At 42.8% G+C, this 23,823-nt stretch carries 19 protein-coding genes; 6 read left to right on the forward strand and 13 right to left on the reverse strand.

Annotated features, from left to right (window positions below; all coding sequences use genetic code 11):
- Positions 1-145 precede the first annotated feature (145 nt).
- The 5 genes from hemB to hemL all read left to right on the forward strand — a co-directional run bounded on the left by hemB (position 146) and on the right by hemL (position 4,819).
- The gene (gene hemB, locus EDC37_RS00820) at positions 146-1,138 is read left to right on the forward strand and encodes a porphobilinogen synthase (RefSeq protein WP_132547080.1); all 993 of its coding nucleotides are present in this window, start codon (positions 146-148) and stop codon (positions 1,136-1,138) included.
- Between the two features lie 136 nt (positions 1,139-1,274).
- Positions 1,275-2,060: a Cof-type HAD-IIB family hydrolase gene (locus EDC37_RS00825; RefSeq protein WP_132546964.1), complete on the forward strand. Its 786-nt coding sequence runs from the start codon at positions 1,275-1,277 to the stop codon at positions 2,058-2,060.
- Positions 2,061-2,218: 158 nt separating this feature from the next.
- Positions 2,219-2,593, forward strand: a complete 375-nt coding sequence (locus EDC37_RS00830; protein WP_132546965.1) for a MerR family transcriptional regulator — start codon at positions 2,219-2,221, stop codon at positions 2,591-2,593.
- Positions 2,583-3,368 carry an amidohydrolase family protein gene (locus tag EDC37_RS00835; RefSeq protein ID WP_132546966.1) on the forward strand — a complete coding sequence of 262 codons (786 nt, stop codon included), beginning with the start codon at positions 2,583-2,585 and terminating at the stop codon, positions 3,366-3,368. The genes EDC37_RS00830 and EDC37_RS00835 overlap by 11 nt, the downstream gene beginning before the upstream one ends.
- 128 nt (positions 3,369-3,496) lie before the next feature.
- On the forward strand, positions 3,497-4,819 hold the full coding sequence (hemL, locus tag EDC37_RS00840) for a glutamate-1-semialdehyde 2,1-aminomutase (RefSeq protein ID WP_132546967.1): 1,323 nt from the start codon (positions 3,497-3,499) through the stop codon (positions 4,817-4,819).
- 228 nt (positions 4,820-5,047) lie between these two features.
- On the opposite strand, the gene EDC37_RS00845 is transcribed toward hemL, so the two are convergent.
- The 13 genes from EDC37_RS00845 to EDC37_RS00905 all read right to left on the reverse strand — a co-directional run bounded on the left by EDC37_RS00845 (position 5,048) and on the right by EDC37_RS00905 (position 21,830).
- Entirely contained in the window at positions 5,048-7,390 is a 2,343-nt protein-coding gene (locus EDC37_RS00845) for an FAD-dependent oxidoreductase (protein WP_132546968.1), read from the reverse strand.
- Between the two features lie 17 nt (positions 7,391-7,407).
- Entirely contained in the window at positions 7,408-9,039 is a 1,632-nt protein-coding gene (locus tag EDC37_RS00850; RefSeq protein WP_132546969.1) for a glutamate synthase-related protein, read from the reverse strand.
- Positions 9,027-10,133, reverse strand: a complete 1,107-nt coding sequence (locus EDC37_RS00855) for a class II glutamine amidotransferase domain-containing protein (RefSeq protein WP_132546970.1) — start codon at positions 10,131-10,133, stop codon at positions 9,027-9,029. Before EDC37_RS00855 ends, EDC37_RS00850 begins: the two co-directional genes overlap by 13 nt.
- Positions 10,134-10,704: 571 nt before the next feature.
- Positions 10,705-11,634, reverse strand: coding sequence for a M23 family metallopeptidase (locus EDC37_RS00860; RefSeq protein ID WP_132546971.1), 930 nt, complete (start codon positions 11,632-11,634; stop codon positions 10,705-10,707).
- Between the two features lie 123 nt (positions 11,635-11,757).
- Positions 11,758-12,609, reverse strand: a complete 852-nt coding sequence (locus EDC37_RS00865; protein ID WP_132546972.1) for a FlgT C-terminal domain-containing protein — start codon at positions 12,607-12,609, stop codon at positions 11,758-11,760.
- Entirely contained in the window at positions 12,599-13,432 is an 834-nt protein-coding gene (locus tag EDC37_RS00870; RefSeq protein ID WP_132546973.1) for a phosphorylase family protein, read from the reverse strand. Before EDC37_RS00870 ends, EDC37_RS00865 begins: the two co-directional genes overlap by 11 nt.
- A 31-nt stretch (positions 13,433-13,463) precedes the next feature.
- Positions 13,464-14,495: a cyclic dehypoxanthinyl futalosine synthase gene (gene mqnC / locus EDC37_RS00875; RefSeq protein ID WP_132546974.1), complete on the reverse strand. Its 1,032-nt coding sequence runs from the start codon at positions 14,493-14,495 to the stop codon at positions 13,464-13,466.
- 40 nt (positions 14,496-14,535) lie between these two features.
- Entirely contained in the window at positions 14,536-15,636 is a 1,101-nt protein-coding gene (locus EDC37_RS00880) for a radical SAM protein (protein WP_132546975.1), read from the reverse strand.
- A gap of 18 nt (positions 15,637-15,654) precedes the next feature.
- On the reverse strand, positions 15,655-16,740 hold the full coding sequence (gene mqnE, locus EDC37_RS00885) for an aminofutalosine synthase MqnE (RefSeq protein ID WP_132546976.1): 1,086 nt from the start codon (positions 16,738-16,740) through the stop codon (positions 15,655-15,657).
- Positions 16,741-16,907: 167 nt separating this feature from the next.
- The gene (gene holA / locus EDC37_RS00890) at positions 16,908-17,921 is read right to left on the reverse strand and encodes a DNA polymerase III subunit delta (RefSeq protein WP_132546977.1); all 1,014 of its coding nucleotides are present in this window, start codon (positions 17,919-17,921) and stop codon (positions 16,908-16,910) included.
- 14 nt (positions 17,922-17,935) lie between these two features.
- On the reverse strand, positions 17,936-20,290 hold the full coding sequence (locus EDC37_RS00895; RefSeq protein WP_132546978.1) for a DNA internalization-related competence protein ComEC/Rec2: 2,355 nt from the start codon (positions 20,288-20,290) through the stop codon (positions 17,936-17,938).
- Positions 20,287-20,865: a helix-hairpin-helix domain-containing protein gene (locus EDC37_RS00900; protein ID WP_132546979.1), complete on the reverse strand. Its 579-nt coding sequence runs from the start codon at positions 20,863-20,865 to the stop codon at positions 20,287-20,289. The genes EDC37_RS00895 and EDC37_RS00900 overlap by 4 nt, the downstream gene beginning before the upstream one ends.
- Before the next feature lie 203 nt (positions 20,866-21,068).
- Entirely contained in the window at positions 21,069-21,830 is a 762-nt protein-coding gene (locus EDC37_RS00905) for a DUF4931 domain-containing protein (protein ID WP_132546980.1), read from the reverse strand.
- Between the two features lie 311 nt (positions 21,831-22,141).
- Here EDC37_RS00905 and EDC37_RS00910 point away from each other — a divergent pair, with 311 nt between their 5' ends.
- Positions 22,142-23,818 carry a putative polysaccharide biosynthesis protein gene (locus tag EDC37_RS00910; protein ID WP_132547082.1) on the forward strand — a complete coding sequence of 559 codons (1,677 nt, stop codon included), beginning with the start codon at positions 22,142-22,144 and terminating at the stop codon, positions 23,816-23,818.
- Positions 23,819-23,823 lie beyond the last annotated feature (5 nt).

The raw sequence follows: 23,823 nt of genomic DNA on the forward strand, positions 1-23,823 counted from the left end.
GCTTTATCCGTTGATGTGGCCTTATTTTTATTAGAGAAAGTAATAAAATAATTGTTAAATAAATAACATTATATGCTATAATATGAATCAGGTTCAACATTTGGGAAGAAGAGGTGACAAAGAGAGCTGTGCTCTCTCTATACTTATGAATGAAAGTAAATTTCCGCAGAAATTGCGGCCGCGTCGTATGCGTATATCTCCCGCTGTCCGTTCTATGGTCAGGGAAACAGAAATTACCGCTAAGGATTTTATTTATCCTATATTTGTTGTCGCAGGTAAAAACGTCAGTGAAGAAATACCAAGTATGCCGAATTGTTATCGTATCTCTGTAGATAATGCCGTAAAGCTGGCAAAAGAATTGTGGGCACTGGGCATTCCGGCAGTAGAGGTTTTTGGCCTACCGGAATATAAAGATGAAATAGGTTCGTCAGCATGGGATATGAAGAGCCCTGTACAATGTGCAATGGCTGCTATAAAGCAGGCTGTTCCGGAAATGGTAATCGTGGGCGACGTATGCCTTTGTCAATATACTTCACATGGCCATTGTGGTAAGCTTTGCGGTCATTATGTAGATAATGATGCTACGCTGGAACTTTTGCAGAAGGTGGCTGTAAGCCAGGCAAAAGCAGGCGCTGATATTATAGCTCCGTCTGATATGATGGATGGCAGAGTGGCTGCAATTCGCCAGGCACTTGATGATGAAGGATATATTAACACGTCCATTATGTCATATGCGGTCAAATATGCTTCGGCTTATTATGGTCCCTTTAGGGATGCAGCTGATTCGGCACCATCTTTTGGCGACCGGCGTTCTTACCAGATGGATCCCGCAAATGCGCGTGAAGCCATAAAAGAAGTTGATCTGGATTTAGATGAAGGCGCGGATATGATCATAGTTAAACCGGCCTTATCATACCTTGATATAGTAAGACGTGTCAGGGAACATATTAATTTACCGCTTATTACATATAACGTAAGCGGAGAATACGCAATGGTAAAAGCAGCTGCTAAAAACGGCTGGATCGATGAAAAGCGCATTGTGCTCGAAACATTGACAAGTATGAAACGTGCTGGTGCAGACAGCATTATTACATATCATGCCATCGATGCGGTAAAATGGTTAAGAGAAAGTAAATAAGAATATTTTTCTATAAGAAGATGCACAAATCAAAGCAGCAGTTAGTAGAATTGATTTGTGCATTTTTTATATATAAAATGGTAGTTGTAATAGTTGTTCCAAGCGGGATGAGTAAAATATTTTAGGGGAGAAGATTATGAGCAAAAAAAATATAAAGATGATTGCCCTCGATATGGATGGAACCTTGTTAAATGATGCTGGCTCCGTACCGCAAGCAAATGTTCAGGCATTGGGGCAAGCACTTGCTAAGGGGATTAAGATCATCTTGGTGTCGGCAAGGCCTGCCTGTGCAATGCTACCGTATTATCAACAGCTGCATCTTGCCGATATGCCTATGGCGGCTTTATGTGGAGCATATATTGTACACCACGGCATGGCAATACAGGAAAAAACGATTCCTGCGGTTGTCTGTGGCAAAATCTTAAGTCTTTTTGATATGGAACGGGATTATATTAAAGCATATGGGAAGAACAGCCTGTACGTAAATCGAATTACCGACGAAACGATAAAATACGCGGAAAATTTTAATGTCCCTTATAAAAAAGTTGACTTCTTAGCAGCTTCCCCTGATAAAATATGCAGAATATATATACCGGGGATTTTACAGAAACAGGCCAAGCTGGCAGCTATACAGGCTGTGGGAATGAATCATGCCAACTTGTTGGAAAGCGGCATTGAAATAATGCCGGAGGGGATAAACAAGGGCAGTGCGGTTGAGTTCTTGTGCAAAAGGTATGGCTTTTCGGCGGAAAATGTTATGGCGGCCGGTAATGAAGGCAGTGATGTTTCTATGGTTTCGGCTGCGGGAGTGGGTGTTGCTGTCGGTAACGCAATAGCATCACTGCAAAAAATAGCTGATGTAGTTGTCGCCTCAAATAATGAGGCCGGTGTGGCAGAAGCAGTACAGCGGTATTGTTTGTGAGGATAAGGCTTTTCCGGTAAATGTTTGATGGCTGTATTGGCGGTTTAATTAATGCGAGAATATCCCAATTATTATTGTAATTTATATATATCTTTGCTAAAAACATTGACTATTACATCAATGTCATACTTTATAATGTATTTGAGGAGGAAGTAATCTTGTTGATCAAAGAATTGTCCCGCCAGACAGGTGCGAGTGTTCGCTCGTTGCGCTATTATGAGCAAAAAAAGTTGCTTTCGTCACGGCGTCTTCCTAACGGTTATCGCGATTATGATGATACAGCGGTAACAATAGTGAAAACTATACAATTCTATTTATCTTTAGGATTAAATACGGATGAAATCGCGGACATTTCTGATTGCCCGGCATTTTTGCAGAATAAACCGCTTTGCCCGATGGCCTATAAAATTTATAAAGATAAACTGAAAAAGATTGATGGACAGCTTCTGTTGATGAATAAGATTAGGACACGCCTCCGCAAAAAGATTAAATCGTTTGAAAAAAGCGAAGGGGATAAGATAGATGATTATTGACAGCCACGAGCACCTTATCGTGCCAGAAAAGAAACAGTTGGCATTAATGGAAGAAGCAGGGGTGGATTTTACAATTTTGTTTTCGACAATTATCCATCCTGAAACAGCACAAGATTTGACGACGCTTACACAGGAATTGCAACCGTTATACGATATTTTTACGGGTAAAAGGAATCCTGTTGAGGCAAGAAAACATTCCCTGGAGGAATTGAAACAGGTTGTCGACAAATATCCACAAAAATATAAAGCTTTTGGCTGTATACCACTTGGTTTATCCGTAGAAGAAAACAATGAATGGATAGAAAAGTATATTATAAAAAATAAATTTATTGGCTTAGGGGAAATAGTTCCTAAGACAGGAGAAGTAAAACAACTAAGAACAATTTTTTCCTCCGCAGAAGAATTTGGGCGGTTGCCGTTATGGGTGCATACTTTTGAACCGGTAAAATTCACAGATATAAAGGAATTGCTGGAATTGGCGGTAGAATACACAAAAATACCTGTTATCATCGGCCATCTGGGTGGAGTGCATTGGCTGGATACGATAAAAGCAGTGCGGGATATTCCTAATGTATATCTTGATCTATCGGCATCATTTACGACAATGGCACCTTATTACGCAGTTAAAGAATATCCGCTTAGAACGGTTTTCGCTTCTGATGCACCATATATGACGCCACGGGCAGCGCGGCTGATATTAGAAGAAGCAATACAGGACAGCGGTATACGCCGGCGTGTTATGGGCGAAAATATTGCGGAACTTTTGCAATTATAGATTAACATTGGTTTCACGGCTGATTTTTGAATGGTGCGGGCAATCTTTATTTTGAATTAATACGGGCGGAATGTTATAATATTGGCAGTGTTTGGTATAGTAATAAAGCAAAGAAAGTTGGGGAATATATGCTTCATTTAGATAAATCACAAGCTGCTTTTAGAGAAGCGAAAACGCTGATGCCGGGCGGCGTAAACAGTCCCGTACGTTCCTATAAAAATGTGGATTGTGATCCACCATTTATTGATCATGCTAAAGGCAGTAAAATATATGATATAGACGGAAATGAATATATTGATTATGTAGGCTCATGGGGACCAATGGTAGTAGGTCATGCACATCCTCAGGTGGTAATTGCACTGCAAAAAGCTGTAGAAAAGGGTACGAGTTACGGTGCACCGACTGTATTAGAAAGTGATCTGGCTAAGCTTGTCATGAGTGTATATCCCTCAATAGAAAAAATACGTATGGTAAATTCGGGCACTGAAGCGACAATGAGTGCTCTTCGTGTAGCCAGAGGTTATACAGGACGGGATAAAATTGTTAAATTTATAGGCTGCTACCATGGGCATGGAGATAGTCTTTTGGTAAAAGCGGGTTCTGGTGCAGCCACGTTTGGCGTGCCAGACAGCCCGGGAGTGACGAAGGGAACAGCGCAAGATACAATTACAGTGCCGTATAACGATAGTGCGGCAGTAACAAAGGTGCTGGAAGAACAAGGCGATGAGATTGCCGCAGTGATAGTGGAACCAGTAGCTGGCAATATGGGGTTGGTGCTGCCAAAACAAGGATATCTGCGTACACTGCGTGAGTTGACACAGAAACATGGCATTGTTTTGATCTTCGATGAAGTTATGTGTGGATTCCGTGCTTCCTTGGGTGGTGCCCAAGCCGCTTATGGAATAGTTCCCGATATGACCTGCCTTGGTAAAATAATCGGCGGCGGGCTGCCGGTTGCAGCATATGGCGGGAAAAGAGAAATAATGGATATGGTCGCACCAGAAGGCCCTGTGTATCAAGCAGGAACTTTGAGTGGCAATCCATTGGCCATGACAGCAGGGATTGTCACTTTATCACTGCTTACCGCTGATCCTGAGGACGGACAGCCGGATTATAGCCGGGTGCTCACGCTGAAGACAAAAAAATTATTGCTCAGTATGCAGGCCTCAGCAAAAGAAGCTGGTGTGAAGATACAGGCTCACCAGGCTGGTTCAATGTTTGGCATATTCTTTAATGATAAGGATGTTTATGATTATGAAACATCGGCAGCTTCTGATCAGGAAGCATTTAAAGTGTATTTTAAGTCTATGCTGGAACAAGGAATATATATAGCACCATCACAATTTGAAACATTGTTCATGAGTGGTGCACACAGTGATGAGGATATAGAGAAAACAGAAGCTGCTGCCCGCAACGCATTTAAGGCCGTAGCACAGTTTAAAAATAAATAAGTAAATATAAAATATACACTTCAGTTCAGGCGTGAGGAAAAGCGAGGCTGGAGTGTATTTTTGTGCCTTGGTTACTGCTGGCGTTGAAAGCAGTAAAAAGCAATGTTGCTTGTAAAAACATTTTGATTGACAAAAAACCGCCCTTATATTTATAAGGACGGCTTTTTGATATGAAATGAGAACTGTAAACAATAGCTCATGTCGCTTGCAGTGTTTATTATTTTAAATTTATTCGGCTTTGTTGCCAGTACGGTACATTTTTATCGGTTCAGGATTGGCAGTGAGTTCCCAAATTCCGCACGGGCAAACACCAGCACAGATACCGCAGCCGATACATTTATTACCATCGGATTTATATTCGATGATTCCCATACCGTGATCTATGCGGTCAATGGCTTTTTCCGGACAAGAGTCAAGACAGGTCTTGCAGTCACGGCAAGTACCGCAGCTCACGCAGCGATCTACATCACCGATTGGTTCGGGCAGGTCAGTGTGATGGTATTTTTCAAAATATTCCTTGTCGAGGGTGTCTGCACTGACTTCTTTCTTTTCAGGGAAGGTAGGAACATCTTTGTGCAATACATACGCATCAGCATAATAGGCGGCCTTATTGCCGGAGCCAATAGCATCTACTAGTCGACCGGGTTTTATTACGTCACCGGCGGCAAATACACCATCGAGAATAGCATTGTCTTTTCCGGGGACAAGCCAATCACGGAATTTCTTTATACTGTCATTTTGCGGCAGATAATCTAAGATAGGGGCTTCACCGATAGAAACAATAACCATATCTCCTTCGATGAACCGTCCGTTATTATCATAGATGCCATCATCGGTTATCTTTGCTGTCATGAACGGCCATACAAGCTTACCACCCATTTGTTCGATGTGGTCGATTTCGTTTTGGAACGCGGCAGGTTTTTGGACATCTATACAGGTTACTTTTTCAGCACCCATGTCATAAGCACCACGGGCAGTATCCATACCGGAGTTACCACAACCGATGACGATGACGTTTTTACCGACATGTGGATGTTCACCACGATTTATGGCTTTGAGAAAAGTCAGGCCCATGGTTAATTTTTCGGCACCTTCCCAAGGGAAGAATCTTGATTTGTGTCCACCAGTAGCTACGATTACCGCATCATTTTCTTTTTTGATAGAAGCAAATTTAGCGGTATCTACTTTGTATTTAGGAACAAATTTTACACCGGCATCTTCAATGCGTTTTAATTCTGCCTGCAATAATTCATGGGGCAGACGTGCACGTGGAATAACTTGTTCGAGTTTACCGCCGATATGGTCATCGTCGTCATAAACCGTTACATCGTGGCCACGCTGTATAAGCTGCCATGCTGCGGCCAATCCGGCTACACCACCGCCGAGGACAGCTATTTTTTTACCCGTTTTTGTTGCTGGCATGTCGAGCTTGGCATATACAGATTGAAAGCCCAAAGGCCCTATTTGTACAGCTTGGTCAATTTTAGCGCGGGTACATGCATCCATACATGGATTAGGACAGACAGAAGCGCATACAGAACCAGGAAACGGAGTATATTCCAGAATAAGCTTAACGGCTTCTTCCTGTTTATCAGTACGCAGCAGTTTATATCTGAGCTGGGTGGGAATATGTGCCGGACAGGCAAATTCACACGGAGCCGCGTATTTAGCATTGTTCCATACGGGTACGCGTTGCCGGTAAAGCCCTTTTTCCACCAGATTTTTAACTGCAAAATCATCTACGGCTACATCGCTGAACAGGCCGCCTTTTATCCATTCCTTCTGACGGAAGGAGCGCATGTCAACGTGTTTTATATTTGTATGTTGTTTTTCTTCAAAGGACAGGGGGCGTAGTTTATGCCATTGGCTCCAATCAGAAAGTTCGTCGTGCAGTTCTTCTTTTTCTACAGCTTTTAGGAATTCATCCATTCCACCGGAGAGAAAGGCGATATCGCTGGCATCGAGGTCTTCAAGCAGGATATCTGCGGGATGGTTGTGGGCACGGCCGCGGAAGTATACTGTACCGCCAACCATGCCAACGCACGGACGTTCACCGAGCACAGAATCAAATTCTTCGCTATCGAAGCCACAAACGACAGCACGTCCACCGCCCATAAATTCAAAAGCGAAACTGCCGACGTTTTTCAATATCCAGAGCTGAGGTTCTTCATAAAGCGGATCATGTTTCATCAAAGAACCAGTACGTGTACCGCCGCGGCCGCCAATGTATATTTTACCGCCGGCAGAACAATGGCCGGCAGTGTCACCAGCGTCACCTTTTACGATTATTTTGCCGCCGGCATTAAGCCAGCCTACGTCTGCTGCCACTGAACCGTCAGCAACGATTTCTGTATTATTGAGGCACATTGAACCCAGGCGCTGACCTGCATTAGTAACGTGGAAGTGAAGGGTTTTTCCTTCTGGGTGCCATAACGGGCCGCCAATGTCATGCTGACCGGAAGCCGTTATATCAAACTCGGTTTCACCGTTGGCTACAGCAGCACTGACGGTGAGCAGTAAATCCTGTGTGGACATGCGGTCATGTCCTTTCAGTGTATCTATCTTAAGCATATTAAACGGTTCCTTTCTCAGCATACATATTGAAGACCTAATTGTTCAGCAATGGCTTTGTCAGTGGAGACCAAAGCGTCGCTGCGACCTACCGGTAGAGTGCTGTTACCGATAGGAGCCATTAATTTACGAAGTTCTTTATCAAAAGTGAGTACATAATCTACTATTTTTTGGGCGCCGCGATCGACATCAAGGCGTTTAACAAGACGCGGATCCTGTGTGCAGATGCCGGTAGGGCATTTGCCAGTATTGCAGGCATTGCAGCGGCCTTCTTCGTTGCCTACGCAGCCTAACAGCTGAATGAGCATTTTACCGACGAATACACCGTTGGCGCCAAGGCAGATCATTTTGAAAGCATCTGCTGCAGCATTGCCTGTCATACCGATACCACCGCCGCCGTAGAGGGGAATCTGTCCTTGCAGGCCTTGCTTTACTGCGGCAAGATAACAGTCGCGGATTTTGGATACGATAGGATGGCCTGTATGGTCAAGCGAGATTTCATTAGCAGCGCCTGTGCCGCCTTGGATACCATCGATGAAAAAGCCGCCGCAGATCTTGTACGGGTCACGCAGCAAATTATTATAAACTGATACAGATGTGGCTGAAGCAGCGCATTTTATGGCAACAGGAACCCTGAAACCAAACGCGGCATTAAGGGATAAATGCATTTTCTGTACAGATTCTTCTATTGAATAGAGGCCTTGGTGATTAGGCGGTGAGGAAAGTGTAGCTTTAGGCACACCACGGATGGCTTGGACATGTTCCGCTACTTTAGCGGCCTGCAACAGACCACCATCACCAGGTTTTGCGCCTTGGCCAATTTTAATGAGGACACCGGCAGGATCTGCTTTCATGCGCGGCATAGCTTTTATTATTCTATTCCAGCCAAAATGCCCGGAGGCAATTTGTAATATCATATATTTGAGTTGTTCTGATTCAAGCAGTCTACTGGGCATACCGCCTTCACCGGAACTCATGCGTACGGGTAAGCCGCACTTTTCGTTTAGGTAGGCTACTGCCATGGACACAGCTTCCCATGCACGCGTGGATAAAGCACCGATTGACATATCAGAGAAAATCAATGGGTATATCGAACGGACTGGCGGTGCTTTATGAACCATGACCAGTTTGCCGTCTTTTAAGCTAAAAGGCAGTTCTGTGGCAGGTAAAACACGGCCGAACGGTGAACGAATATCAAACGTATGTCTGATCGAATCAAGCGATGGGTCAGTCATCTGGCTGATACGGCCGACGATTATATGGTCAAGCGTTCTTTGTGCGTTTAAGTTTGTTCTGCCACCACGTTTTATCGGTCCAGCATCACGTGAGAGTAATGTCTGGCGACTGTCAAGGTTCCTTACCGGGCGGATAGCATTGTTGGGGCATACCTTCGCACACATGCCGCAGCCAATACAGGCATTAGCGATGGTGTTGACCTGCTTGATAACGGGAATAGTTCTGTGCGTACGGCGTGGATTAGGTTTTATATCATCTGAAAAAGTTTTATCAACGCGGATAACGCCGGCTTTGATTGCACCGATTGTGCAGGTAGAGATGCAGCTGCCGCACATTGTACAGCGTTCCATAATGTGCTCTATATTCCATTTTAGATCAGCTTTGCAGATGTCTTGTGATTTTACTGCTTCCATCTTTGCACCTCCAGGTCGTTATCAATAACAACGACTTCTCGTTCATTGGGATAAATATCTTTGGACATATCGCGATCCGGCATAATTTCATTTAAACCGCATACTTCGGAAGAAATTGCCACGGTGTCATCGGTTTGTCCTACAACTACAGGACGGAGTTTTTTGGAGTCGCAGCAGGTTAGCATACGTCCGTCCGGTAAATTAGCAATAATAGTATTTGGGCCGTTTATTTCCAAATTGGCAAGGGACTGTCTGATTGCCTTGAGCACATCTTTATCTTCACGCTGGTCTATTTCAGCAAATGGCAGCGGAGTTATGACATGCTTGTAATATTTTATAGGCCATTTTAATTCATGCAATACATAATGCAGTGTATAGAGGAAGTTCTGCGAATCGGATTCAAAACCTACATAGCCTCTATGCAGAGATTTTTGGAATTCTTTATTTTTAGTATAGAAGGTGTTTTCACCGTTTGCGCAAAGTGTGTAGCCTTGTAAGAAAAACGGATGCGCTGCATAGCGAACGATATCGTAATTGGTATTTTGGCGGCATTGGACAACGATGCTTTTGGCCATCAGGCAGCCATTATCATCCCAAAGGCGAAAATACGTCGCAATATCACGAGGATCACCTATTTCTTTTAATGTTAAGACGTCAGGCCAGAAAGAATAAACATAGCCTTCACCAGCTGCTTCCAATATTTCACGGAGTTTAAGCCGCACATTAAGCAGCAGTTCTTCTTTTTCGGACATAGGCTTATCACGATAGTATTCAGGATAATCATAGTTGCGGAAGATGTAATACGGCATAGCCTTTATATCAAGTCCCGGTTGATTATTGGGGACAGGAATCCATTCGGCTACCTGTTCAAAATTATGGCTGTCCATGAAATCTTCGACCATCTGTGCGCCACGCTGTGTGCAGGCGAGCGATAATAGCGGCTTATCCTTATACGGAGTAAAAATACCGTACAAATCCTGCATAACCATTGCAAAGCCTGAATTATCATGGCCTTCTTGTTGCGGCAGCATGAGATACAAAGCCTTTGATGGACTAAATGCCACTTTACTTTTTATTGAACCAATTCTACACATTATTGTTCGCCCCCAAAATAATACACGATAACAACATCATAAATAAAACGATTAAATTTATAGACTAAAAAATCATATATTGGTTATTTGCCAATATATGATGCGTCAGCAACAGTGCTGAGTAGTCTAGCAAAAATGATAAGGTATAATTCCACTCTAAAAAAACATCTATGATAATATAATTATATAGAACAATTGTACTTAAGAAATAGACGCATATATAATTATATTAATGTATGCTTATACTGTCAATAAAAAAATTCTATTTTTATACTAAAATATTGTATTCTTTAGCCAAAAAATAAAAAAAGGGATTTGGGATTTATTTAAAAATATGCATAAAATACAGGAACCGTATTTTTATTCATCATAATAATAAAATGTGATAAAATGCACATAATGTATAATTGTAATTATAATAATGGTTTATAAGAACTCTTCCTAATATTTATTTGAAATATGTACTGTATTGTATTGCAGTATACATAATACTTATAGAAAAATAAAAAATATCCACGAATTTTATAACAATCCGTGGATATTAGTAATCTATAGATGGAAATTAAATTTTTTAGAAGTAACTAGCCGGGTTGACAGGTCTGTCATTTACACGAACTTCATAATGTACATGCGGTCCTGTACTGAATCCGGTACTGCCTACATAGGCGATTACCTGGCCGCGTTTTACATGCTGGCCTGCTGAAACGACAACACTGGAGGCATGTCCGTAGCGAGTGACTATGCCATTACCATGATCTATATCAACCATATTGCCATAACCACCGGAGTTCCAACCAGCAGTAGTTACGACACCATCGGCGGTAGCCCTGATCGGAGAGCCGTAATCAACGGCAATATCAACACCAGGATGGAAGTCAGTGCCATTCCACCTAAAGCCGTATGGTGAACTTATTGGCCCATTTACTGGCATACCAAGTGGGGTTGTAATCGATTTTTCAGATATAAAGGACTGCTGTTTGCGCTGTGTTACAAGAGCCTGGCGCAGATTTTCTATATTTTCCTGATGGATGGCAACGCGTTTTTCTAAATTGTCCAGCACTTCGGCAAGATTTTGGACATCTGGTGCTATAACAGGGCCGCCTTGACCACCGTTAGCATCAGCATTTTGGCCGGCAGAGGAATCATCTGTGGTTTGGGCGTCAACATTAGAAAGAGATTTCAATTCTTTTTCAGCAGCATTTAATTTATCGAGGCTATCTTGCAGCTGCGTTGCCTTTTGCGCTAACTCAGTCAGCTTTTCCTGCTGGATGGCATTGGCATTTTGCAGGTCTTCAATGGTTTGCTTGTCTACTTTATTAGAAAAGAAGGTATAACCGGCAAAACAGAAGACGGCAATCAAGAGCAGGGCGCTTACTATAAGAGACACTATCCCGTATTTGAAAAGTTTGGATGTCAGGTGGATATTACGCACTGTTCCACCATTACCGGGGATTAGTTTAATTGTATAGTCATAGTTATGACCTTTTTTTTCGCTTGGCATTAAAAGTCCTCCATGCATCAATACGTTTCATTGCAACTGTCAATAAAGACGTTCATAAGTATAGCACAAAAATATCTATACGACAAATTCGGGCAATACGGTTAAGGGACAAGGAACAGAGCTTCATTCCCTTATAACGATTTGGCCGATTTGTGGCTGGGCATCGTTTTGCAGTTGGCCGACAGAGGCATTGCCCTCGACACGGATAATTTTTAAAGTGCCTATTTTTTTTCTTTGGTATGTAATTGTTTTGCCTGTATCAGGATCAATGACGGCGGCTCCTGTTTCATATATGGTGAAAATATCACCTGTTTTGATACCGGACTGACTGCCGATATTGATATAAACTTCTTTGTCATTTACAGCAGCTATTTTGGCGTATACGGGATAACTGCGGTTTAGCTGGAGCATTATTTTGTCCAGGGCATCTTCAACCGCATTTGTATAATCGGCTTTACCGCCTAAACCGTTTATTTTGATATTTTGGTCTATTCCGTCAGCATTGGCAGAATAGACGACCTGCCCAGTAAAGCTGCTGATGATTTTTATGTTTAAGCGAACTTTGGCTTCATATTGCTGGGCGAAAACAACAGTGTTTTTATCCATGGAGGCCGAATCGATACGGCCGATAATAATATAATCGGCTTTGGTTATATGCCCTGTTTCAAGCGCAGTAGTGATATCTGCTGTTGAAGCATTGTAATTGGCTTTCTTTACAGCTGCAGCCGTGGCTGTACCGTCGACAAGAGTGAAGATAGATTCACTGGCAAGTCGGGCAGTCAGCATGTCGTCGGCTGTTGGACCAAGACGTTTGCCCGAGGCATCGCTAAAAGGCAAAAGTATAGCGGTGCCACTCTGGGCGAAAGACAACGCTGGAAATAAAGCTGTGGAAAAAAATACTAAGAAAAAAAGCAAAGTAATTCTACGGTAAAATTGTGCTGAAAAAGTCTTTACCGGTATGGCGCTAATCATCATAAATACCTTTTAATAAAGTTTCCTTGCGCAGGGAAAGGCATTCGCAATTTCTGTCAGCGGCAAGGGAACGAATTGTGTCCAAAATGATATTGCCTATCATAGCGGCGTCATCGTAAAAAATATTTTCCAGTTCTTCATGCGACCAGGATTTTCTGATACCTTCGCCGTAATTTACGACATAGTAAAGACCGGCATAGCAGGCGCCTATTTCACGGGCAAGATAAACTTCTGGGCAGATACTTTGCCCAACGATATCGGCATGGCCGTTCATCATGGCTATTTCGGCAGGGCTTTCAAAATGGCGCCCATCCGTATTGGCATAAGTACCGCGGGTAAAAATTCTTCCGTGGAAATGTTTTTTTGTCGTGTCGATAAGTGCTTTGCGCATTTGCGGGCAAAGCGGATCACGCATGACGAGTAGATATTTCCCTTCGAGCCCTACATCTTTTCGTACCGACAGGTCTAAATAATCGTCAGGAATCAGAAAATCGCGTGTATCGAGCAGTTTATTGACTGTCCCTACGCCGCCTTCTGATATAATCCTTTTTACACCGGCTTCGCGGAAGGTCCAAAAAAGCTGGCGTGAAGCGTCTGAGCGGCTTACACCACTGCGCCAGGCATGCATTTTGCAGGTCAGCACCCTTTTACCGGCGACTTCAAAAAGGCGGAGTTCAGATGTTTTTCCGTAAGGAGTATCAAAGACAAGATGGTCAGCAAGAATTTTGACATCGGCAGCATCTGCCTTGGCAGGAAAATTACTGGATAAGGTGCCGGAACCGCCTATTACGGCAAATTCTGCTTTGGGAATATTTTGTTCAGTCAAATGTATTACCTCCGATCGAATATAAATGAAATTATTTGCAGTAGCGGATGATATTGTAGGCAGTATCGCGTTGTGCCGGGATGCTGCCAGTCTTTTTGATAATGTCGGTCATGGTATTTACCGACATATGATGTGAGGTGCCAGCGGCACGCACGACATTTTCTTCCAACATAATACTGCCGAGGTCGTCAGCACCAAAAGCCAGCGTCAACTGGCCAATATTTTTTCCTTGTGTGACCCACGAACCTTGCATGTGGCTGATATTATCAAAATAAAGGCGTGCGGTTGCCAAGGTTTTAAGATATTCCCAGGAAGAGAGCTTTTCACCGCCTATTTTTGTATGGCCAGGTTGAAAAGTCCACATAATAAAAGCCCGGAATCCACCTGTTTCATCTTGCAGCATACGTATTTTGCGCATGTGTTCGATGCGTTCTTCCACAGTTTCACCGAGTCCCAATACCATCGTAGCTGTTGTCTTCATACCTATTTTATGGGCGCAGCGCATTATATTGAGCCAGTCAGCGGTCATCAGTTTCTTCGGGCTGACGATGCGCCGCACTCTGTCGACAAGGATTTCCGCACCGCCGCCGGGCAGGGAAGATAAGCCGGCAGCCTGAAGCCGTTTCAATACTTCGGTAACGGAATAACCTGTGATTTTGCTAAAATGAAGAATTTCAGTAGCAGTGAAGGAATGGATTGTGATATCAAATTTTTTTTTGATAGTGGTCAGCATATCAATATAGTAATCGAAACCCATATCGGGGTGCAAGCCGCCTTGCAGCATTATCTGCGTACCACCGGCATCGACTGTTTCCTGTACCTTTTGCAGGATATCATCCATAGATAGCAGATAGGCACCCTTGTCACCTGGACGGCGGTAAAAAGCACAAAAATTACATTCATTTACGCAGATATTTGTATAATTTATATTTCTGTCAATAATAAAAGTCACTATATTACCCGGATGCAGCTGCCTGCGGACTTTGTCCGCCTGCTGTCCCAACGTCAGTATGTCACCGTTTTTGAGCAGGAAAACAGCTTTTTCGTCAGTCAATCGTTCCATTTTTTACTCCTATGTATATTTGCTTTGTGGAAAGCAGCCGTTAAAGTGAGACCGGCTGCTTTACTGGGTTGTATAAAGAATCACGTTCTACGGGACAATAACCGGCCTGTACGATCATTTTGCTCAAATGCGCTCTCGTCATGAGGCTGCCAGTTTTGGCACCTGCCGCATGGATAATTTTTTCTTCACCAACTGTTCCGTCAAGGTCATCAGCGCCGAAAGCAAGGGCAAGCTGGGCAATCTCTTCGCTGAGCATTATCCAGAAAGCCTTGATATGGTCTATGTTGTCGAGAACAAGACGCGATATGGCGATAAATTTGAGATTTTCCCAAGCAGTCAACGGTTTTATTGGATAAAGTTCGGCCAGTTTGGTATTTTGCGGATAAAAGGGAAAGGAAACAAAAGCGCCGAATCCACCTGTTTCATCTTGGATGGCACGCAGTTTAAACAGGTGGGCCAGCCGCTGTTCGAGCGTTTCTATATGGCCGTAAAGAATGGAAGCGTTGGTCGGTATTCCCATACGGTGTGCTGTTTTTACGGTTTCTACCCATTCGGCGGTGGAGGCCTTGTCAGGGCATATTATTTGCCGAATATGGTCATCAAGGATTTCTGCGCCGCCACCGGGAAGAGAAGACAGCCCGGCTGTTTTTAAGCATTGCAGGACTTCTTTGATGGATTTCCCGCTTATTTTGGCAAAATGAACTATTTCGACAGGAGTAAATGCCTGGATATGTACGTCGGGCAACAATTTCCTGACTGTGTGCAGAACATCAAGGTAATAAGAAAACTCCACATCAGGGCATAAAGAACTGACAATATGTATTTCAGTAAGAGCAGGTGCTTCCTGCACAGCCCTCTTTATTATTTCAGTAATTTTTTCGAGCGAAAGAATATAACCGCGGTTATCTCCTTCTTTTACAGAAAAAGCACAAAGCGGGCAAGAGGCTGTGCAAGTATTGCTTAAATTCAAATGCCGGTTGATATTATAATAGACATTTTTACCGCTGTGCCGTTCTTTGGCGGCTCTTGCCCATTGGCCGAGTTCCAGCAAAGAGGCATTTTGGTAGAGCAGTAATGCGTCTTCTAAGGATAAGCGGGAACCTGTGCGCGCTTTTTGCCGAGCTTTAATTAGTTCATCCATAATACAACCTCACTTATCTTAAAATGTCCGTATGACATTGGAATTACAATCACATTCAGCTGGAATCCTACCGGTTTCTTTTATGGCGGCAATAAGCGTATTTTTAGAAAGGGACTTTTGGGAATGGACACCTGCCGCATGCATTATTTTTTCACCGCCGACAGTACCGTCTATGTCATTGGCGCCAAAACCCAAAGCCAGCATTGCTATAGGCAGTGTGAGCATAACCCAGTAAGCTTTGATGTTGTGGACATTATCGAGCATGAGCCGGCTGATGGCCATTGTTTTTAGGTCATCCCAAACGCTTGTTCTGGTAATAGAGTCTTCCAGCGCGGTGTTTTTGGGTTGGAAAGGAAAACAGATAAATGTTTGCAGGCCGCCTGTTTCGTCCTGTAAAGCACGAAGTGTCAACAGATGGTTTATCCTCTGTTCTTTGGTTTCTATATGTCCGTAAAGCATACTGGCATTTGTTTTTATGCCGAGCTTGTGTGCTGTACGTGCCACTTCCAGCCATTCAGCACTGGTTGCTTTGTTAGGGCAGAGTTTCTGCCGGATGCTGTCATCAAGGATTTCTGCGCCGCCTCCGGGCATAGCTTCAAGACCGGCCGCGATCAGTTCCCGCAGGACAGTTTCTATTGATTTCCCGCTTATTTTTACAAAATGCATTATTTCAACGCCGGTAAAACCTTTTAAATGGAGCGTGGGAAATGTTTTTTTGATGGTTTTAATAATATCAAGGTAATGTTCATACGGCCAGTCAGGATGCAATCCACTGACTATATGCAGATTTCGCATGTCCGGGTCTTCAGCGGCTTTGGCAATTCTATCCAAAATGGACTGCTTTGTGAGTTCATAGGCTTTATCGCTTGTGCGTTTACAACCGAATGCACAAAATTTACATTGGCCTATGCATATATTGGTTAGATTTACATGCAGGTTTACATTATAGTACACAAAATCGCCACTGATTCTTTTCCGTACAGTGTCAGCCATCTGGCCTATCCTGGCTAAATCATTTGATGCGTAAAGGGCCATGCCGTCTTCTTTGGAAAGGCGTTGCCCTTTTTGTATTTTTTCTTCTATTTTGTCTAAAGTGGTATCCAAAATCTATTGCTCCTCTAAAGTTTGCTGAAATATGGGAAGGGTGTGTTGTCTCCTGCATTGGTACTTATCGCGTTGAACATACACAAAAATTATACACTACAACAGATTATACTACAAAGTATATGACGAGAAAACACATATAAACTGAATAACGTATTGCTTTACGTTTAGCGGCATAATCTTATTAGTAAATCTTCGAATAAGACAGGTGTGGACTGTCCTGTTTTAAGCCGATAATCGGCATCGGCAAGATTGCTGACTGCCTGCCGCAATGTCTGGAGATCAAACTGCTTTGCCTGGGCGATAAGTTTTTTTGCTATAAAGGGAACGACACCAATTTTTTTTGCTATTGCACGCGGGTCAAGACCTTGCGTTAAATAAAACTTTATTTTCCAAAGCTGATGTACATGGCGCGTGAGAATAATGAGGATGCTGATAGGGTGGACACCGTTTTTCAATTGTTTTTCTAAAAGATATAAAGCTTTTTTAATATTTTTATTTCCGGCTGCTTCTGCCAGGGCAAATGCGGATATTTCGGGAAGGCCTGATAATATGTTGATGAGGTCATTTTTCCGTATGTCCCGCCTGTCCGTGAATAAAGCCAGTTTGTCGAGCTCTTTATCCAAGAAACCAAGAGAGACCTGTTGCATGATACTTATTGTAGCTAAAAGATAATTATAAGCTTCAGTATCAGGTGTTTTTCCTATTTCCCTAAATTTATTTTTTAACCATTCGTCAATATTATATGCCCTTATAGGGTCAGCTTCGAGTACCAATCCGTATTTTTCAAAAGCTTTGTAAAGCTTACGCCGTTTATCGGCTTTTTCGCTGGTCTCTAGTATAAGCGTGGTAAAATCAGGCATATTAGCCAGTAAATTGATGAAAAGTGTTTCGCGTTTGTCGGCAGATTTGCTTTTTCTTTCCTTGAAAAGGCTGTCATTACGTATATGGACGATATTTTTATCGCAGAAAAAGGGCATGGTTGAACATATTTCGATAATATCATTTACGGATGCTGTATCGTCCAGTTTCGTTATATCAGTTTGCTTACCATCGGGAAAAAGTTTTGCGGTTAAGGTTTTTAAAAATTTGTCCGCTAGGTATTTTTCTTCGCCAGTGATGAGATAAAGTCTTTTCAGGTCATTTTTTCGCAATGTTGCCATCGCTTCACCGTATTGCAAAAAAATCCCCCGTTTCAGTTATTATAAGGAACTACGGTACATTTTTGGCCGTCGGTATAAAAGACAACAGCGCCGTTTTTGTCTGTCCTGTAAACTGATGTTTTTAGAGCGGCAAGCCTGGTCAGTACACCATCGTCAGGATGACCGTAGCTATTGTCGGCACCAACTGAAATAACTGCCCAGCGTGGCCGAGCTTTTAGGAGAAATGCCTCTGATGAGGAGGTTTTCGAGCCGTGGTGCGCTACTTTTAGCACTGTACAGGCAACGTCACTGCCGTGCTTTTTTAATAATTCACTTTCCTTTTCTGCCGGTAAGTCGCCGGTGAATAGGACACTGAAATTTTTATATACTATTTTTATAACAACGGAAGTTTCATTATTGTCCGCAGGATTAACAATAGGAGCGGCATAAAGAACAATAAATTTTACGCCGTCGAGTGTAAAGGTCTGGTTCTCCGTTACTGCGGTCGTCTTCTCCATTATATCGCTTTGTGGTGAAATATGCCATATACTTGCATACTCACTGCGGCTTTCATGGCCGGTGAGTATTTTGGTAATAGGAATTCGTTTGCTGATGCCGCTTGTTCCGCCAGCATGGTCAGCATGGGCATGGCTTAAGAAGATACCGTCGAGGGCAGTTACACCATAATGATATAGGTAAGGAACATCGACGTTTTTGCCTATATCGTAATCGCTGTCACGGATGCCGCCTGTGTCTATCATCACAGCTTTTTGATGGGGCGTTATGACCAGTGCGGCATCACCCTGGCCGACATCAATGAAGTGTACAGCTAGGTCGTGTTCCTGAAAATTATCATAGAGTAAAGCTGTTATGGATAAGCATAGAAATATAATACAGGTATAGCGATGTACTTGCAATGTTTGTTTGCAAAAACGAAACCAGCGGTCGTTTAAAATAATAAACCAGCAGAGGTAATAAAAGATACTGCCGGGGATCGTAAGATAAGGCAGATAAATAGAGCTGCCTGGCAGCTTGGCTAGGAGCTGCGTTATTTCGTAGACTAATCCTAATAACAAACTGCAAAAGACAAAAATAACAGAAGCCAAAAAGGGAAGCAGCATACTTATGAGAACGGCTGCCAATGCCGCAATTATAATTATCTCGACAAGAGGAACGGCGATTATATTGGCTGCCAGTGAGCTTAAGGAAATGCTGTGGAAATACCATGATAGGAAGGGCAGGCAAAAAAATTGCGCGCCTAGGGTTATTGAGGAGGGCACAGCTAAAAAACGGGGAAGAAAAGAAAGCTTTTGGGAGAAAAAGGAGGCTGTATATAAAAGGCCGGCGGTAGCGGCGAAAGATAGTTGGAAACTGATATTGAAGATGAGTAGTGGCGCTATGAGCAGCATGAAAATACCAACGAGGGAAAGTAAGTAACGGGCTTGGCTTTCCCTACCGGCGGCAAACGCCATATAAGAAAGCATTCCCATTGCAGCTGAACGGATGACGGGCGGAGTTAAACCACAAAAGATGGCATAGATGCCTATACAAACCGTCAAGATAAAAATCGTCATTTGGCGGCGCAGGTGCAGAAAACGGCCGAGCATAATGATTGTTCCGGCGAGAAGCGTTATATGGGAACCGGAAACGGACAATATATGGACTATTCCTGTCGTGGTAAAGGTGTCGAGCAGATCAGGGTCAATACCAACATAGCCACCGAAAAGCATAGCAAAAACAGCAGCGGCATCAGCAGCGGGCATCACCTTTTCCATTGATGCTTTGACGGCAGAGCGCAGCTGTCCTATTTTTTTCAGCAGGCGCATATCATTTGGCCGGGAGTCGATAGTAATTTCAGTTTTACCAGCTGCCATATAGGCATGGATACCGTTGATTTTGGCTTGTAAAGTATTATCTATGCGGCCGGGATTTTTATAGGAACTGATTTTACGTATTTTGCCAGAAGCGGTTATTTGGTCACCTGCTTGGGCGGAGGAGGGAGCCTTTTGGCGCGTGTAAAGGTAATAACCACCGCTGACAGGTGGCAAAGCTGAAAGCTCATAACGCATGTGCAGGAAACTGCCATCATTTTTTAAAATGGTGGGCTGATTCTGCAAGACTCCTGTGATTTTTTTGGTTTGTCCTGCCAGGTTGCCGATATTGTTGGGTGGCAGCTCAGTATCGAATGCATAACGGCAGTTGCCGAGAGATAAAAACAATAAGCCTAAGATTAAAAAAGTATAGCTGGATTTTTTTCGGGCAGCACAAATGCCCGCTATAAAAAAGAGGACAGAGGCAATAGCGGTAATAGAAATGGGAATAGGCAGCATACTAGCGGTAATTATTCCTAAAGAAAGGCATAATAAGAGAAAATTTAACATATAAAGCGGATGCTGTCCGTATCTCATAATGTTATCTTATCCTTTAATGTATTAAACTTAGCATTACCGATACCACGTACCTTTTTTAAATCGTCTAGTGATTGGAACAAGCCTTCCGTTTGTCTGTATTCCATAATTCGTTTAGCCATGGCTGGACCTACTCCGGGCAGCTTATCTAGCTCGCTTTCATCAGCATAATTAATATTGATTTTATCTGACTGTTTGTCAGCGTGGGCAGAGGAAGTAGCATCGGCACTATTTTTGGCTGGAATTTTTATTTGCGTGCCATCTGTTATTTTCATGGCTAGGTTTATGTTTTCCGGATCTGCTGATTCACTCATTCCGCCGCATTTGTTTATCGCATCAATGACGCGGGCCCCTTCGGCAAGTTCAATAACACCGGGATTATTTACGGCGCCTGTTACATAGACAACGATTTTCCCGTTGCTCTTTTCTACGGGGGAGTTGCTTTCAGTCGCAGCAGCCTGGGAGGTGTCCTCCAAGGTGACACTTTGCTGGGAATAGTTCTTGTAGGTGATCACACCGCAAATAAGTCCGGTGATGACCAAGATAACGAGAAGTCGCTTTTTAAACATCGGCATAAAAATTCCCCTTAATAATTCCCCTTAATAATATTCACAATATATAGAAAATTAAGATTAAAATAATGAGACCATAATGACTACATTCGCAACATGGTTTGGCTGTATGCAAAGCTGCCAGGCAGAAAAATAAAAAAGGTGATTGCCCAAAAAGGCAAAGACAATTCTGCAAGGCGGCAAGCAATATTGGAACGATAACAGCCCTAGGAAAAATATATTTTACGTATTTCAGCGATAATTATATCAAGATTGTTCGGTCTGAGACGCAGATTATAACCGATAAACAAGGGCAAAGTAGGAAAGCGGGGCATTATTTTTACCTTTATAAGACCTTTTATGCGATAAAAAAAGATGTTATAACTTTTGCAACGGTTATCGAAATGCTTCATTATATAGTCGACGGATATCTGGATGAAATCAGCCATGGTATCGAGTTCACTATTGTTTTCAGTCAGTATATTAAGTTCGCAGAAACCCAAGCGGGGAGAAGTAGACACATTAAATTCCACAGCGCCTTTTTTGATGATGGGCATACCAAAAAAATCACTTTCATCGTATAATGAATCGTTATCTATATCTTCTAGGCCGATTATCTGCATATGCGGATGACGCATTGTCCCGCCTGAAAGCGGGCCATAGTTTTTAAAAAAAAGCACAGATTTGTATTTACCGGAATCAAGCATAGAAAACCAATGGTCAACACCAAAGTGGATTAGGTCATGCATATGCTTATGGTTGTAATCAGGCATATCACTGCCGCAATAACGTGTTTCGAGCAGGACGGTCTGGAAGGAATGCTCGAGGACATTGTATTTATTTTCCAATAAAGTCATTTCACCGCAGGTAGCAATTATATGTTCAAGATGTTTATATTCACAGAAAGGGCATGAAGCATCTTTATTAATGATTGTTTCGGGTTTGTTCCTGCCGATTTTAGTATTGAAGCCGATAATATTCTTTCTCATTGTGTATCCTTCGGGTTATTATTTTAAAGATAATGATTAATGCATGTTTAAGCTTGAAACTGGAAATTATGCTGGCGCAGTCTGAAGATAAATGCTATAATTTTTTAAGTCAACAGATAATACGGAGACTATCTGGCCAAATCCCTTCACTGGTCGATACTTAACAGGTGTATAAAACAAGTTGTTGGCTGGATTTGTTTTGCCTATGCCATTTTTAAAATGGCATTATAAGATGCTAAATAATAAATTCTTTACTATTTAGTATATTATATATAATTTTGCTCAAAAAGAAAATAAAAGTTTTGTTTAAAATGAAGCAGGTGCTGATTATAAATACTCAAACTACTACTGAAAAAAACGCCGATAGGAACACATCATTCTTAAAAGGCACGCTTATCTTGACAGTAGCCGGCATTGTCGTTAAAGTCATTGGTTCGCTTAACTGGATTTTTGTTTCGCGTGTTCTGGGCGGTGAAGGGATAGGCCTTTATCAGATGGCGTTTCCTATATATTTTTTGGCGTTTAATATTTCTACGGCGGGAGTGCCTATCGCAATATCCATAATAACCGCTGAACATATTGCCTTAAAAGATATATGGGGAGCAAAACGAATTTTTCATATATCAATGACGCTCATGTTTTTTACAGGGATACTGTGCAGTTTGCTCACGTATTTTGGTGCGCAGTGGCTTATCGACTGGCAGTTTATTCGTGATCCGCGAGCCTATTATGCTGTTATTGCGTTGGCACCGGCAATATTTTTTGTTACTATTCTAGCAAGTTCGCGCGGCTATTTACAGGGCTGGCAGCGAATGACACCGACAGGCGTGTCGCAGATAGTTGAACAGATTTTCCGGGTCATAACGATGATTTTATTTGCCCAGTTGTTATTGCCGTATGGACTGGAATTTGCCGCTGCCGGCGCTAGTTTGGGTGCCTTGGCAGGAGCTGTGGCTGGTTTATTGGTGCTTATTTATTTCCACTGGCAGCTCAACAAGGATATAAGCAGGACTTATGGTGACCATTTGGAACCACCACCCAATGAGAAGCGGGAAACTGTCTATTATATAATGAAAAGAATTTTCAAGCTGTCACTGCCAGTGTCAGCTACTAGTATAATGCTGCCTATAGTGGCTAACCTGGATTTGATGATCGTACCGCAACGGCTTGAAGTAGCGGGATATTCTGTCAATGAGGCAACCAAGCTATTCGGTTATTTGACAGGAATGGCAGTACCGCTTGTGAACCTGGCGACGATTTTGACCGCTGCCTTGGCTGTAAGCATTGTTCCGGCAATATCGAAGGCACGTACCTTAAAGGATTATGATAGCTGCTTTAGCCAGACCGCAGCCGCCATACGTATTTCTAACTTTATTTGTTTTCCGGCGTTTGTCATTGTCTTGGTTTTGGCCGTACCGATTGCCAGCCTTATTTATAATGCCCCTGGCGCTGGTCCTGCCGTATGGGTTTCTGCTTTTTCTATCGTATTGTTGGGACTGCACCAGATAACTACTGCTGTATTGCAGGGACTTGGTCATCCTACGGTACCGATGGTTAATATGATCATTGCAGCCATTGCTAAAGTAATTTTGAATTGGATACTTACAGCGCAGCCTTCACTCGGTATTATGGGGGCAGCATGGGCTACAGCCGCAGATATAGGCATCGCGGCAATCATTAATTTATACTTCCTGCATCGGTATATCGGTTATAAAATGGAAGTAAAGCAAATATTGAAGAACATGATTGCAGCAGCCATCATGGCGTTGGCTTTGTATTTCTCTTATTATGTGATTTTGCTTGAACTGGGCAGTAGCGCTGTTGCTACGCTTGGTGCAGTTCTGGTAGGTACAGTAGTATATATTGCTATCCTTATCGTGGTAAAAGGAATCCTGGAACAAGATATGGCGGCTATTCCCGTCATGGGTAAGTTTGCTATAAAGGGACTTCGTAAAATCGGTGTGTTTAAAGAAATCTCGCAGGAGTAGTAAAT

It is taken from the genome of Pectinatus cerevisiiphilus (assembly GCF_004341685.1).
Lineage (GTDB): Bacteria > Bacillota > Negativicutes > Selenomonadales > Selenomonadaceae > Pectinatus > Pectinatus cerevisiiphilus.

Coding starts and splice junctions, on each gene's coding strand:
- EDC37_RS00900 (WP_132546979.1), bottom strand. CDS start 20,865: ATGCCGATGTTTAAAAAGCGACTTCTCGTTATCTTGGTCATCACCGGA.
- EDC37_RS00865 (WP_132546972.1), bottom strand. CDS start 12,609: ATGATGATTAGCGCCATACCGGTAAAGACTTTTTCAGCACAATTTTAC.
- EDC37_RS00910 (WP_132547082.1), top strand. CDS start 22,142: ATGAAGCAGGTGCTGATTATAAATACTCAAACTACTACTGAAAAAAAC.
- EDC37_RS00880 (WP_132546975.1), bottom strand. CDS start 15,636: ATGGATGAACTAATTAAAGCTCGGCAAAAAGCGCGCACAGGTTCCCGC.
- EDC37_RS00905 (WP_132546980.1), bottom strand. CDS start 21,830: ATGAGAAAGAATATTATCGGCTTCAATACTAAAATCGGCAGGAACAAA.
- EDC37_RS00855 (WP_132546970.1), bottom strand. CDS start 10,133: ATGTGTAGAATTGGTTCAATAAAAAGTAAAGTGGCATTTAGTCCATCA.
- EDC37_RS00860 (WP_132546971.1), bottom strand. CDS start 11,634: ATGCCAAGCGAAAAAAAAGGTCATAACTATGACTATACAATTAAACTA.
- EDC37_RS00835 (WP_132546966.1), top strand. CDS start 2,583: ATGATTATTGACAGCCACGAGCACCTTATCGTGCCAGAAAAGAAACAG.
- EDC37_RS00895 (WP_132546978.1), bottom strand. CDS start 20,290: ATGAGATACGGACAGCATCCGCTTTATATGTTAAATTTTCTCTTATTA.
- EDC37_RS00825 (WP_132546964.1), top strand. CDS start 1,275: ATGAGCAAAAAAAATATAAAGATGATTGCCCTCGATATGGATGGAACC.
- hemL (WP_132546967.1), top strand. CDS start 3,497: ATGCTTCATTTAGATAAATCACAAGCTGCTTTTAGAGAAGCGAAAACG.
- hemB (WP_132547080.1), top strand. CDS start 146: ATGAATGAAAGTAAATTTCCGCAGAAATTGCGGCCGCGTCGTATGCGT.
- mqnC (WP_132546974.1), bottom strand. CDS start 14,495: ATGGAACGATTGACTGACGAAAAAGCTGTTTTCCTGCTCAAAAACGGT.
- EDC37_RS00845 (WP_132546968.1), bottom strand. CDS start 7,390: ATGCTTAAGATAGATACACTGAAAGGACATGACCGCATGTCCACACAG.
- EDC37_RS00850 (WP_132546969.1), bottom strand. CDS start 9,039: ATGGAAGCAGTAAAATCACAAGACATCTGCAAAGCTGATCTAAAATGG.